Raw genomic sequence first — 14241 nt, forward strand, 5'->3', positions numbered from 1 at the left:
ACTTGCATTTTCCTCGCCGTGGCCTAAGGTTTTTGCTTCTGCTTTGGGATCAGGGAAGAGGATATGGAACGCCTGAGACGGTTATCACTGCGCATCAACCCCATCTTTGCCGCCTTCCTGCTGATCGCTTTTCTCTCCGGCATCGCCGGCGCGTTGCTGACGCCGACGCTCAGCCTGTTTCTGACCACCGAAGTTAAGGTGCGGCCGCTGTGGGTCGGGTTGTTTTACACCGCCAACGCGGTGGCCGGCATCGTCGTCAGCTTCCTGCTGGCCAAACGTTCCGACACCCGCGGCGATCGGCGCAGGCTGATCCTGCTGTGCTGCCTGATGGCGGTCGGCAACTGCCTGCTGTTCGCTTTCAACCGCGACTACATGACGCTGATCACCGCCGGGGTGTTGATGTCCGCCGTTGCCAACACCGCCATGCCGCAGATCTTCGCGCTGGCGCGGGAATACGCCGACAGCGAGGCGCGTGAAGTGGTGATGTTCAGTTCGGTGATGCGCGCCCAGCTTTCGCTGGCGTGGGTGATCGGCCCGCCGCTGTCGTTTGCGCTGGCGCTGAATTACGGCTTTACCGTGATGTTCCTGATCGCCGCCGCCACCTTCGCTATCTGCGTGCTGCTGGTCGGGTTCATGCTGCCTTCGGTGCCGCGCGCGGCGGACGGCGACGGGCTGCGGGACGGCGCTTCCGCGCCGATTGCGCCCGCCAGCGCCTGGCGCAATCGCGACGTGCGTCTGCTGTTTATCGCCTCGATGCTGATGTGGACCTGCAACACCATGTATATCATCGACATGCCGCTGTATATTACCGCCGATCTCGGCCTGCCTGAGGGGCTGGCCGGGGTGCTGATGGGCACCGCTGCCGGGCTGGAGATCCCGGCGATGCTGCTGGCCGGTTACTACGTCAAACGTTTCGGCAAGCGCAACATGATGCTGCTGGCGGTGGCGGCGGGCGTGCTGTTTTACCTCGGGCTGACGGTGCTGGCGACCAAGCCGACCCTGATCGCATTGCAGCTGCTCAACGCGGTGTTTATCGGCATCGTCGCCGGTATCGGCATGCTCTATTTTCAAGATTTGATGCCGGGCCGACCGGGCGCCGCCACCACGCTGTTCACCAACAGCATCTCGACCGGGGTGATCCTGGCCGGGGTGCTGCAGGGCGCGCTGGTGGAGAACCTCGGTCATGGCTCGGTGTATTGGATGGCGGCGCTGCTGGCGCTGGCGGCGCTCTGGATGAGCGCCAAAGTGCGTGAAGTGTGAGGTCAAACGACGGCATTCTTGATGCAAGTCATTGAGAAGGCTGAAGCGGACGCCCAAGCTGAAGGCATATGGAGCGCGATCGTTGCGTCCACGCCCGTCTCGCTATTGAGATGCCGCCTTGTTGTTTAGAACAGTGGGAACGTTATGGATAAACTCACACCGCTCAAACCGCTTCCTTCCCTGTGCGCCTTTGCCGCCACGCTGATCATCTGGTTCCTCATTCCCGTGCCGGAGGGCGTTGCGCCCAACGCCTGGCAGCTGCTGGCGCTGTTTATCGGCACCATCATCGCCATCATCGGCAAGGCGATGCCGATCGGCGCGGTCTCGGTGATCGCCATCGCCCTGGTGGCGGTGACCGGCGTCACCAACCCCGGCAAGCCGGGCGCCGCGCTGGACGACGCGCTCAGCGGTTTTTCCAACCAGCTGATCTGGCTGATCGGCTTTTCTATCATGATCTCCCTCAGCCTGAACAAAACCGGGCTGGGCGCGCGCATCGGCTACTACTTTATCTCGCTGTTCGGTAAAAAAACGCTCGGCATCGCCTACGCATTGACGTTGGCGGAAACCACCCTGGCGCCGGTGACGCCGAGCAACACCGCGCGCGGCGGCGGCATCATTCACCCGATCATGAAATCGATCGCCGACAGCTTTGGTTCCAAACCCGAGCTCAATACCTCCGGCAAGATCGGCCGCTATCTGTCGCTGGTGAACTACAACATTAACCCGGTCACCTCGGCGATGTTTATCACCGCCACGGCGCCTAACCCGCTGATTGTCAGCCTGATCGCCAAAGGCACCCACGGCAGCTTCGAACTGTCCTGGTCGATGTGGGCGATCGCCGCCCTGGTGCCGGGGCTGTGTTCGCTGATCGTGATGCCGCTGGTCATTTATCTGCTGTACCCGCCGGAGGTGAAAAGCACCCCGGACGCGCCGCGTTTCGCCTGCGAAAAGCTGCAGGCGCTGGGGCCGGTGACGCTGCCGGAGAAAATTACTCTCGCGGTGTTCGCGCTGCTGTTGGTGCTGTGGGCCGGCATTCCGGCGATGATTTTCGGCCCGGCGCTGGCGGTCAATCCTACCACCGCGGCGCTGATCGGCCTGGCGGTGCTGCTGGCTACCGGGGTGTTGAGCTGGGAGGATGTGCTGAAGCATAAAGGGGCCTGGGATACCGTCGTGTGGTTCTCGGCGCTGGTGATGATGGCCAGTTTCCTCGGCAAGCTGGGGCTGATCGGCTGGCTGTCGCAGACCGTCGGCAACGGCATCGACCATATGGGCATGAGCTGGGTGGGCGGCACGATCTTGCTGACCATCATTTATCTGTATTCTCACTATTTCTTCGCCAGCACCACCGCGCATGTAACGGCGATGTTCGCCGCCTTCTTCGCTGCCGGCATCGCGCTCGGCGCGCCACCGGCGCTGCTGGGCCTGATCCTGGCGTTCTCTTCTTCGCTGATGATGTCGCTGACGCATTACGGGACCGGCACCGCGCCGATCATCTTTGGCTCCGGCTATGTGACGTTGGGGGAGTGGTGGAAAGCGGGATGGGTGATGAGCGTGGTTAACCTACTGATCTGGATAGTGATCGGCGGCGCATGGTGGAAGCTGCTGGGCTACTGGTGAGGAAAAAATTCACCCGCCGGGCGGCGGGTGAAGGGGATTAATTCAGAAACGCCGGTTGCTGCGCTTCGTAGCGGGAGATGTCCGCTTCATGCTGCAGCGTCAGGCCGATGCTGTCCAGCCCGTTGATCATGCAGTGGCGGCGGAAGCTGTCTATTTCGAACGGATAGCTTTTGCCACCGGCGTTGACCGTCTGGTTCTCCAGATCCACCACGAACTCCGTACCCTCGTTGGCGTCAACCAGTTTGAACAGCTCATCCACCTGCTGCTCGCTCAGCGTGACCGGCAACAGCTGGTTGTTAAACGAGTTGCCGTAGAAGATATCGGCGAAGCTCGGCGCGATCACCACTTTGAAACCGTAGTCGGTCAGCGCCCAAGGGGCGTGTTCGCGCGAGGAGCCGCAGCCGAAGTTCTCCCGCGCCAACAGGATGCTGGCGCCTTTATAGCGCGGTTTGTTCAGCACGAACTCCGGGTTGGGTTGCTGGCCGGCATCGTCGAGGAAGCGCCAGTCGTTGAACAGGTGCTGGCCGAAACCGGTCCGGGTCACCTTCTGTAAAAACTGCTTGGGAATAATGGCGTCGGTGTCGACGTTGGCCGCATCCAAAGGCACCACTAAGCCGGTATGTTGAGTAAATTTAGCCACGTTAGCCCCTTAGTGAATATCACGGATGTCAGCGAAGTGACCGGCGACGGCGGCCGCGGCGGCCATTGCCGGGCTGACCAGGTGGGTGCGCCCACCGCGGCCCTGGCGCCCTTCGAAGTTACGGTTGCTGGTGGACGCGCAGCGCTCGCCCGGATTCAGACGGTCGTTGTTCATCGCCAGGCACATCGAGCAACCCGGCAAGCGCCATTCGAAACCGGCTTCAATAAAGATTTTGTCCAACCCTTCGGCTTCCGCCTGGGCCTTCACCGGGCCGGAGCCCGGCACCACGATGGCCTGCACGCCGTTGGCGACCTTGCGCCCCTTGGCGATCGCCGCCGCCGCGCGCAGATCTTCGATGCGCGAGTTGGTGCAGGAACCGATGAACACTTTGTCGATCGGCACTTCGGTCAATTTGATGCCCGGCTTCAAATCCATGTAGGCCAGCGCTTTCTCGGCGGAGGCGCGCTCAACCGGATCGTTAAACGATTCCGGCGCCGGGATCGCCTGATTGACGGCGATCACCTGGCCAGGGTTGGTGCCCCAGGTGACCTGCGGCGCGATCTCTTCGGCGCGCAGCGTCACCACGGTATCGAACTGGGCGTCGGCGTCGGACTTCAGCGTGCGCCAGTAAGCGACCGCCTGCTCCCAGTTTTCACCGGTCGGTGCGAACTGACGCCCCTTCAGGTAGGCGAAGGTAGTGTCGTCCGGCGCGACCAACCCGGCTTTGGCGCCCATTTCGATCGCCATGTTGCACAGGGTCATGCGGCCTTCCATGCTCAATGCCTCGATCGCCTTGCCGCAGAACTCCACCACGTGGCCGGTGCCGCCGGCGCTGCCGGTTTTGCCGATCACCGCCAGCACGATGTCTTTGGCGGTAATGCCCTCGGCGGCGTCGCCGGTGACCTCAATCTTCATGGTTTTGGCCCGGCCCTGCTTCAGGGTCTGGGTTGCCAGCACGTGCTCCACTTCGGAGGTGCCGATGCCGAACGCCAGCGAGCCGAAGGCGCCGTGGGTCGCGGTGTGTGAATCGCCGCAGACGATGGTCATGCCCGGCAGCGTCATGCCTTGCTCCGGCCCGATCACGTGCACGATGCCCTGGAACGGGTGGTTCAGGTCATACAGCGAAACGCCGAATTCCGCGCAGTTCTTGATCAGCTCCTGCATCTGGATGCGCGCCATCTCGCCGCTGGCGTTGATGTCTTTGGTCTGGGTCGACACGTTGTGATCCATGGTGGCGAAGGTTTTGCCGGGCTGGCGCACCTTCCGGCCCATGGCGCGCAGGCCGTCGAACGCCTGCGGCGACGTGACTTCGTGCACCAGGTGACGGTCGATATACAGCAACGGCGTCTCGTTCGGCGCTTCGTGCACCACGTGGGCGTCGTACAATTTCTGGTATAAGGTCTTGGCCATGTTATGCCCCCTGAGCTACAAAGCGAGCGATGATGTCGCCCATTTCATCGGTGCTGACGGCTTTGCCGTCACCGGCCAGATCGGCGGTGCGGTAGCCCTGTTCCAACGCCTGGTTGATGGCGCGCTCCACGGCGTCGGCCGCTTCATCGGCGCCCAGGCTGTAACGCAGCAGCAGGGTGGCGGACAGGATCTGCGCAATCGGGTTGGCGATGCCTTTGCCGGCGATATCCGGCGCGGAACCGCCCGCCGGTTCGTACAGGCCGAAGCCTTGCTCGTTCAGGCTGGCGGACGGCAGCATGCCCATCGAGCCGGTGATCATCGCGCACTCGTCGGACAGGATGTCGCCGAACAGGTTGGAACACAGCAGCACGTCGAACTGGGACGGATCCTTGATCAGCTGCATGGTGGCGTTGTCGATATACATGTGCGACAGCGACACGTCCGGGTAATCCGTGGCGACCTGATTGACCACTTCACGCCACAAGATGGAGCTTTGCAGCACGTTGGCCTTGTCGATCGACGTCACCTTGTGGCGGCGCTTGCGGGCGGATTCGAAGGCGATGCGCGCGATGCGTTCAATCTCGAAGCGGTGATACACCTCGGTGTCGAAGGCGCGCTCCTGCATGCCCTGGCCTTCGCGGCCTTTCGGCTGGCCGAAATAGATGCCGCCGGTCAGTTCGCGCACGCACAGAATGTCGAAGCCGCGGGCGGCGATATCGGCGCGCAGCGGGCAGAACGCCTCCAACCCTTGATACAGGCGGGCCGGGCGCAGGTTGCTGAACAGTTTGAAGTGCTTGCGCAGCGGCAACAGCGCGCCGCGTTCCGGCTGCTCGGCCGGCGGCAGGTGTTCCCATTTCGGGCCGCCCACCGAGCCGAACAGAATGGCGTCGGCCTGCTCGCAGCCGGCGACGGTCGCCGCCGGCAACGGACTGCCGTGGCGATCGATGGCGATGCCGCCGACGTCGTACTCGGCGGTGGTGATGCGAATGTCAAAGCGTTGACGCACCGCGTCCAACACTTTGCGCGCCTGAGTCATTACTTCCGGGCCGATACCGTCTCCGGGCAAGACGGCAATGTGATAAGTCTTCGTCATGTTCACACCGTTTCCTGATTATTTTGATGTTTGTTTTGCTGCAGACGCTGTTTTTCTTTTTCTACCTGCTGTGAGCGCCAAATATTGTTCAACACGTGCACCATCGCCTTGGCGGAGGATTCGACGATGTCGGTCGCCAGACCCACGCCATGGAAACGACGGCCGTTATAAGAGACGACGATATCCACCTGGCCCAGCGCATCGCGCCCATGGCCTTTGGCGGTCAACTGGTACTTCACCAGTTCGATCGGGTAATCGGTGATGCGATTGATCGCCTGATAGACCGCATCGACCGGGCCGTTGCCGGTGGCGGCTTCGGCTTTCTCTTCGCCGCCGCAGATCAGTTTCACCGAGGCGGTGGCCATGATGCTGCTGCCGGACTGCACGCTGAAGTAACCCAGGCTGAAGTGTTCCGGTTCTTCCTGTTGTTTGTTGATGAAGGCCAGCGCCTCCAGGTCATAGTCGAACACCTGGCCTTTTTTGTCGGCCAGCTTCAGGAAGGCGGCGTACAGGGTATCCAGGTTGTAGTCCTGCTCCTGGTAGCCCATCTCTTCCATGCGGTGTTTCACCGCCGCGCGGCCGGAGCGGGAAGTCAGGTTCAACTGCACGTCTTTCAGGCCGATCGACTGCGGGGTCATGATTTCGTAGTTTTCGCGGTTCTTCAGCACGCCGTCCTGGTGAATGCCGGAGGAGTGGGCGAAGGCGTTGGCGCCGACGATCGCCTTGTTGGCCGGGATCGGCATGTTGCACAGCTGGCTGACGATCTGGCTGGTGCGGAAGATTTCCTGATGATTGATGTTGGTGTGCGCGTTCATGATGTCCTGGCGCACCTTAATCGCCATGATCACTTCTTCCAGCGAACAGTTGCCGGCGCGCTCACCGATGCCGTTCAGGGTGCCTTCCACCTGACGGGCGCCGGCCTGGACCGCGGCAATGGAGTTGCCGACCGCCATGCCCAAATCGTCGTGGCAGTGTACGGAGATGATGGCTTTGTCGATGTTCGGCACGCGGTCATACAAGGTGGTGATGATGCCGCCGAACTGGTTCGGCGTGGTGTAGCCGACGGTGTCCGGAATATTGATGGTGGTGGCGCCGGCGTTGATGGCGGCTTCGACCACGCGGCACAGGTTGTCGATCGGCGTGCGGCCGGCGTCTTCGCAGGAGAATTCCACGTCGTCGGTATAGTTGCGGGCGCGTTTGACCGAGCGTACTGCCATCTCCAACACTTCGTCGAACGAGCGCTTCAGCTTCGATTCGATGTGCAGGGTGGAGGTGGCCAGGAACACGTGGATACGGAACGCTTCAGCGACGCGCAACGCTTCGGCGGCCACGTCGATGTCTTTGTCCACGCAGCGGGCCAGGCCGCAGACGCGACTGTTCTTGATCTGGCGAGCGATGGTTTGCACCGATTCGAAATCGCCTGGCGAAGAGACCGGGAAGCCGACTTCCATCACGTCAACGCCCATTCTTTCCAGCGCCAGCGCAATCTGAATCTTCTCTTTTACGCTCAGGCTGGCCTGCAATGCCTGTTCGCCATCACGCAGCGTGGTATCGAAAATAATGACTTGTTGGCTCATCGGTGCATTCCTTATCGTGTTGATTTCACGCTAAGCGGGCAAAAAAAAACCCGCGCAGTAGCGCGGGTTTCTTATGGGTGATCGGCTGAGTCAGCTCCGAACTTCGTCCACAGGCATACCGCGCAAACAAGATGCGTTGAGTAGTAGGCCTAGTAGACGGTGAGTACGGATCATAATGGTTCAGCTTCTCTTAAATTGGGTGTCTGCCTAATTTGATACGTGATTGGCCTGGCGATGTCAACACCTGATTGAATGCGGGGACAATGCACCGGCTATGCGTCCAAACAGAGGATCATTCGGTAAAAATGCGGCGCCATAGAGAAAAAATGGGAGCAGTTTGCGCGCTGCTTAGCATAAACGAATCGAATATATACTGCGCTAATTGCTTCTGGATTTTGTTGGGTTAAGATTTGTGATGAAAAAATAAGGAGGATTAATCACGGGAGGAAACAAAATAACATTTTTAATGCGAATGATTTAAATTGAATTCATATGATTAATTGATTGTTTTAGTCATAATATAACAAAATAATGCGATTTTACACAAAGCGATTGATGTTTTTAGATGGTTTGATTGCTTATGATGTGTTTTTATAGTTTGTCTCATACAGTGGGGTTACGTTGTTTAATTGTATTAATCATTGTTAATACCTAATTATTAGTACCACCCAGGTGGCATTCTTCCTGCTGACGGTAGAAGTGACTGATATGCATTCCATATACGACTTAAATCGTGTCGATAACACGAGGTTTTTTATCGGCTGATGACGGTAATGGCAGGATTTGTCGTGCAAAGATAAGACAATGCGGCGTTTCATTGTTTGTCGAGCATAAGGATTAGATTATCTACACAGGATTTAGTGGAGTGAAATATGGCTGAATATGATTCAGAAATCGCCATGGTCAAAGAGCCGGCGGACATCCATTTGCGCAGCGTCGATCTTAATTTGCTGACGGTGTTTGACGCCGTGATGCAAATGCAAAATATTACGCGAGCCGCTAATTCGTTAGGGATGTCGCAGCCGGCGGTGAGCAACGCGGTAGCGCGTCTGAAGGTGATGTTCAACGACGAGCTGTTCGTGCGCTGCGGGCGCGGGATCCAGCCCACCATGCGGGCCAGACAGCTGTTCGGGCCGGTGCGGCAAGCGCTGCAGCTGGTGCAAAATGAGTTGCCGGGATCTGAGTTTGAGCCGCTGACCAGCACGCGAGCGTTCTCCCTGTCGCTGTGCAGCCCGCTCGATTTGCGTCTGGGCGCCGGGATAATCAATCACGTCAAACAGATAGCGCCGCAGCTTAACCTGCAAATAAAGTCATACATTAACAATAATATTGAACATCAATTACGTTATCAGGACGTCGAATTTGTCATCGGCTACAGCCGTTTCGAGTCGGCGGAGTTTCGCAGCCTGGCGATGTTTGACGACGAATTAGTGCTGGCGGTTGCGCAGGCGCACCCGCGAATAGGGGAGGAGGTGACGCCGGAACACATGTTGGCCGAACAGCATGCGGCGGTTTCCCTGGAAAGTTTTGGATCGTTCAGTAAACCTTTCTATTTAGAGGAGCCGATGCTGCGTGCCGTGACACAACAGTGCACGGATCTCTACAGCGTGTTGAATATGGTGTCGCAAACGGAAATGGTGGCGATTGCGCCCGCCTGGTTGGTGCGGCAACAGACGGAGGCGTTGAAAATAAAGGCGGTTCCTTTGTGCGCCAATCACAATAAAGCGACCTGCTATCTTTCCTGGCATGAATCCTCCGAACGGGATAAAGGGCACCAGTGGATGAAGTCCGTCCTGATTGAGGCGGGTAACCCAAAGTAAAGCGATAAAAAATGGGGATATATAAAGATAATATTCAACTGAGCGTTTTTTTCTCATGATAAAAACTAAGAACTATCTGGGTTTTTATTAAGATGTTTCTTGGTTTTGCGGCGATTAAATAACTTATTTTCAGGGTGAGTTGGTTCGTTTACCAAAAATAATTAATATAAATTAATATTCTGATTTTTACTTTACGACTGGTATTTTAAACTAACTCGATGCGGCGGCCCGGATGGGCCGCGTTTTATTGTCGCCAACAAACCTTTTCCTTCCCGTTCTGTCCAACCCATGAAAGCGCGAAAGCCGGCCTGAGTTTTGGCTCACACTTCTACGCTGAAATCGCTTTTCCCCCTGCCTGAGAGTAGGTAGACTGCGCGGAAAAAAGTAAACACGTGTAAGCTGAGATGAGGGCCGTAAGGCGTCGTTCAGGCTTAACTGTATGATTCATTTCAGGCTTAGAGCACTATGATCACTAATCTGCTGCAATACCATTTGATCCATCGTATACAGCATCAAATCACCCACCGAGCCGATCGCACAGCTTTTCGCCAATGGTCGCCCAACGGCGAGTTTCAACTGACCTGGGAAGAGGCCGCCGTTCGCATCGATCGCATTGCCGCCGGGCTGTTGGCCCTGGGGGCCGAAGTGCAAGAGCGCATCGGCATTTTCGCCAATAACGGCATGGCCTGGTCGCTGGCCGATCTCGCGATTCTCCACCTGCGCGGCGTCAGCGTGCCGCTCTATTCCACCAATACGCCGGCGCAGGCGGCCTTCGTCATCAACGACGCCGACATTCGCATACTGTTCGTCGGCGAACAGGCACAGTTGGACGCGGCCATCGCGCTGCGCGGCGTTTGCCCACAGCTGCGCCATATTATCGTGTTTGACCAAGATGCCGATCTGCGCGGCTGCGAGATAGCGCGACACCTGAGCGCCTTCGAGCATGCCGCCGATCCGGCGGCTTTTATCGCTCAACGTCGGCAGCGCATTGAAGAGTGCGACCTGCAGGACCTCTTCACCCTGATCTATACCTCGGGCACCACCGGCGAGCCGAAAGGGGTGATGCTGGATTACCGCAACCTGGCGGCGCAGCTCTACCTGCATGATGAGAGACTGACGGTTGGCGAAGAAGATGTGTCGCTCAGTTTCCTGCCGCTGTCGCATGTGTTCGAGCGTGCCTGGAGCTTCTTTGTCATGCATTCCGGCGCGCAGAACGTCTTCCTGCCGAACACTGACTGGGTACGGGAAGCGATGGGGCAGGTCCGCCCGACGCTGATGTGCGCGGTACCGCGTTTCTACGAGAAGATTTTCAGCGCGGTGCATGAAAAAGTGGCGCGCGCGCCTTGGCTGCGCCGCGCGCTGTTCCACTGGGCGATCGTCTGCGGGGAGCGCAAGTTCCTTCAGGAGCGGGCCGGCAAACCGTTGGGTAAACTGTTCGAACTCTCTCATCGCTGGGCCGACAAGCTGGTATTGAGCAAGCTGCGCGGCATCCTCGGCGGCCGGGTGCGCTTCCTGCCGGCGGCGGGCGCCAAGCTGGATGACAATGTGATCCTGTTTTTCCAGGCGATGGGCGTCAACATCAAGTACGGCTATGGCATGACCGAAACCTGTGCGACCGTGTCCTGCTGGGAAGAAGGGCATTTCCGCTTCGGCTCTATCGGCAAACCGCTGCCGGAGGTCGAGGTGCGCATCGGTGAAGAAAATGAAATCCAGGTGCGCGGGCCGATCGTGATGCGCGGCTATTTCAACAAACCGTTGGAAACCGCCGCGACCTTTACCGCAGACGGCTGGTTGAAAACCGGCGACGCCGGGGCGATCGATGAAGAGGGCAATCTGTTCATCACCGAGCGCCTTAAGGATTTGATGAAAACCTCCGGCGGCAAATACATCGCGCCGCAGATGCTGGAAGGCACGCTGGCGCAGGACCGCTTTATCGAGCAGGTGGCGATCATCGCCGATGCGCGCAAGTTCGTTTCCGCGCTGATCGTGCCGTGCTTTGAGTCGCTGGAAGAGTACGCGAAGTCAGTCAACCTGAAGTATCAGGATCGCCTGGAGCTGCTGCGCAACGGTGAAATCCTCGAGATGTTCGAAAAGCGTCTGCGCGAGATGCAAAAGGAGCTGGCGCGCTTCGAGCAGGTGAAGAAGTTCACGCTGCTGCCGGCGGCCTTTTCCATGGAGCTGGGGGAGCTGACGCCAACGCTGAAGCTGCGCCGCAAAGTGATCCTGCAGCGCTATCAGCGTGAAATCGACTCCATGTACCAGGAACAGGGCTGAGGCCGCCGCCGGGCCGCGCGTTCGGCGAAAAAACGGCATATTCTTCGCCTGATTTAGTTCTGTAATTTTCCCTCTGTTCGAAACAATGCCTAGCCTGACGCCCCTGGGGCTAGCGCATTGTTTTTATAAAATCGCGATCTCCAGCCGCTTGGCAATAACCCCGCCGCCGTTAAGCCATTTTGCCGTTTGCCTGCCCCATATTCTGACGTTATGTTAATTCGATAGCGACAACCCATAAAAATTTAGGGGCATTGCCCCGCAGCAGGCGCTACGTTCCGGCGCCAGAGAAGAATAAGCAAGCCTGGAGGCAAACCCATGGAGATGTTGTCAGGAGCCGAGATGGTCGTCCGATCGTTGATCGATCAGGGCGTTAAACATGTATTCGGCTACCCCGGCGGGGCGGTGCTCGATATCTACGACGCCCTGCATACGGTCGGAGGGATCGATCATATTCTGGTGCGCCACGAGCAAGGTGCGGTGCACATGGCCGACGGTTACGCGCGCGCCACCGGCGAAGTGGGCGTGGTGCTGGTGACCTCCGGCCCCGGCGCCACCAACGCTATTACCGGTATCGCTACCGCTTATATGGACTCGATCCCGATGGTCGTCCTGTCGGGGCAGGTGCCCAGCTCGCTGATCGGCTACGACGCCTTTCAGGAGTGCGATATGGTGGGGATTTCTCGGCCGGTGGTGAAACACAGCTTCCTGGTAAAACGCACCGAAGACATCCCGGCGGTGTTGAAGAAGGCCTTTTACCTGGCCTCCAGCGGCCGCCCCGGCCCGGTGGTGATCGATCTGCCGAAAGACATCGTCGGCCCGGCGGTGCGGATGCCTTATGCCTATCCGCAGGACGTGAGCATGCGTTCTTACAACCCGACGGTGCAGGGCCACCGCGGGCAAATCAAACGCGCGCTGCAAACCATTCTGGCGGCCAAAAAGCCGGTGATGTACGTCGGCGGCGGCGCGATCAACGCCGGCTGCGAAGCCGAACTGTTGGCGTTGGCGGAGCAGTTGAACCTGCCGGTGACCAGCAGCCTGATGGGGTTGGGGGCCTTCCCCGGTACCCACCGCCAGAGCGTTGGCATGCTCGGCATGCACGGCACCTATGAAGCCAATAAAACCATGCACCATGCCGACGTGATCTTCGCCGTCGGCGTGCGTTTCGACGATCGTACGACCAACAATCTGGCCAAATACTGTCCGGATGCCACCGTGCTGCACATCGATATCGATCCGACCTCGATCTCCAAAACGGTGGACGCCGATATCCCGATCGTCGGCGATGCCAAGCAGGTGCTGGTGCAGATGCTGGAGCTGCTGGCGCAGGACGAGAAAGCGCAGGATCACGATGCGCTGCGCGATTGGTGGCAGTCTATCGAGCAGTGGCGCGCCCGCGACTGCCTGGGCTACGACAAAAACAGCGGCACCATCAAGCCGCAGGCGGTGATTGAAACCCTGCATCGCCTGACCAAGGGCGACGCCTATGTCACCTCGGACGTCGGCCAACATCAGATGTTCGCCGCACTCTATTATCCGTTCGACAAACCGCGCCGTTGGATCAACTCCGGCGGCCTCGGCACCATGGGCTTCGGCCTGCCGGCGGCATTGGGCGTCAAACTGGCGCTGCCGGAGGAAACCGTGGTGTGCGTGACCGGCGACGGCAGTATTCAGATGAATATTCAGGAGCTGTCCACCGCGCTGCAATATAACCTGCCGGTGGTGGTGGTGAACCTCAACAACCGCTATCTGGGCATGGTCAAGCAGTGGCAGGACATGATTTATTCCGGCCGTCATTCGCAGTCTTACATGGATTCACTGCCGGACTTCGTCAAGCTGGCCGAGGCTTACGGCCATGTCGGCATCGCCATCCGCACGCCGGATGAGCTGGAAAGCAAGCTGGCGCAGGCGCTGGCGGAAAAAGAGCGGCTGGTGTTCGTCGACGTGACCGTCGATGAAACCGAACATGTCTACCCGATGCAGATCCGCGGCGGAAGCATGGACGAAATGTGGCTTAGCAAAACGGAGAGGACCTGATCATGCGCCGTATTTTATCTGTCTTGCTGGAAAACGAATCCGGCGCCCTGTCGCGCGTGGTGGGGTTGTTCTCCCAGCGCGGTTACAACATCGAGAGCCTGACGGTGGCGCCGACCGACGATCCGACGTTGTCGCGCATGACTATCCAGACCGTCGGCGACGAGAAAGTGCTGGAGCAGATTGAGAAGCAGTTGCACAAGCTGGTGGACGTGTTGCGCGTCAGCGAGCTGGTGCAGGGCGCTCACGTTGAACGCGAGATCATGCTGGTGAAGCTGCAGGCCAGCGGCTACGGCCGTGAAGAGGTGAAACGCTGCGCCGATATTTTCCGCGGCCAGATCGTCGATGTGACGGCGACGCTGTATACGGTGCAGCTGGCCGGCACTAGCGACAAGTTGGACGCTTTCCTGAGCGCGGTGCGTGAAGTGGCGGAGATTGTGGAAGTGGCGCGTTCCGGCGTGGTCGGCGTGTCGCGCGGCGACAAAATCATGCGCTGAGCGCGGTCTGGCGGCGAATAAT

Annotated in this window: 10 protein-coding genes; 6 read left to right on the forward strand and 4 right to left on the reverse strand. The window is 58.9% G+C overall.

The window, feature by feature from the left end; all coding sequences use genetic code 11:
* Positions 1 to 63: 63 nt before the first annotated feature.
* Complete coding sequence (locus SERRSCBI_RS03385) at positions 64 to 1260, forward strand: MFS transporter (protein ID WP_042783681.1); 1197 nt, start codon at positions 64 to 66, stop codon at positions 1258 to 1260.
* A 144-nt stretch (positions 1261 to 1404) separates the two neighbouring features.
* A complete protein-coding gene (locus SERRSCBI_RS03390; protein ID WP_042783682.1) occupies positions 1405 to 2877 on the forward strand; it encodes a DASS family sodium-coupled anion symporter in 1473 nt (490 codons plus the stop codon).
* 37 nt (positions 2878 to 2914) lie between these two features.
* Here SERRSCBI_RS03390 and leuD read toward each other — a convergent pair whose 3' ends face one another.
* The 4 genes from leuD to leuA are packed head-to-tail and all read right to left on the reverse strand — an operon-like array spanning position 2915 to position 7597.
* Positions 2915 to 3517 (reverse strand): 3-isopropylmalate dehydratase small subunit, encoded by a 603-nt coding sequence (gene leuD / locus SERRSCBI_RS03395; protein WP_025159634.1) that lies wholly within the window; start codon positions 3515 to 3517, stop codon positions 2915 to 2917.
* Positions 3518 to 3526: 9 nt separating this feature from the next.
* On the reverse strand, positions 3527 to 4927 hold the full coding sequence (gene leuC / locus SERRSCBI_RS03400) for a 3-isopropylmalate dehydratase large subunit (RefSeq protein WP_033651676.1): 1401 nt from the start codon (positions 4925 to 4927) through the stop codon (positions 3527 to 3529).
* Position 4928: 1 nt separating this feature from the next.
* Entirely contained in the window at positions 4929 to 6020 is a 1092-nt protein-coding gene (leuB, locus tag SERRSCBI_RS03405) for a 3-isopropylmalate dehydrogenase (protein WP_042783683.1), read from the reverse strand.
* Positions 6021 to 6022: 2 nt separating this feature from the next.
* Entirely contained in the window at positions 6023 to 7597 is a 1575-nt protein-coding gene (gene leuA / locus SERRSCBI_RS03410; RefSeq protein ID WP_042783684.1) for a 2-isopropylmalate synthase, read from the reverse strand.
* Between the two features lie 872 nt (positions 7598 to 8469).
* On the opposite strand from leuA, the gene leuO reads away from it, so the two are divergent.
* From leuO to ilvN, 4 genes are all read left to right on the forward strand, one after another.
* Entirely contained in the window at positions 8470 to 9417 is a 948-nt protein-coding gene (gene leuO, locus SERRSCBI_RS03415) for a transcriptional regulator LeuO (protein ID WP_033641849.1), read from the forward strand.
* A gap of 465 nt (positions 9418 to 9882) precedes the next feature.
* Entirely contained in the window at positions 9883 to 11691 is a 1809-nt protein-coding gene (locus SERRSCBI_RS03420) for a long-chain fatty acid--CoA ligase (RefSeq protein ID WP_033641850.1), read from the forward strand.
* A gap of 315 nt (positions 11692 to 12006) precedes the next feature.
* Positions 12007 to 13725 (forward strand): acetolactate synthase 3 large subunit, encoded by a 1719-nt coding sequence (gene ilvI, locus SERRSCBI_RS03425; protein ID WP_028127857.1) that lies wholly within the window; start codon positions 12007 to 12009, stop codon positions 13723 to 13725.
* 2 nt (positions 13726 to 13727) lie between these two features.
* The gene (gene ilvN, locus SERRSCBI_RS03430) at positions 13728 to 14219 is read left to right on the forward strand and encodes an acetolactate synthase small subunit (RefSeq protein WP_004932806.1); all 492 of its coding nucleotides are present in this window, start codon (positions 13728 to 13730) and stop codon (positions 14217 to 14219) included.
* The last annotated feature ends 22 nt before the right edge of the window (positions 14220 to 14241 follow it).

The organism is Serratia sp. SCBI, assembly GCF_000747565.1.
GTDB classification, from domain to species: Bacteria; Pseudomonadota; Gammaproteobacteria; order Enterobacterales; family Enterobacteriaceae; genus Serratia; species Serratia ureilytica.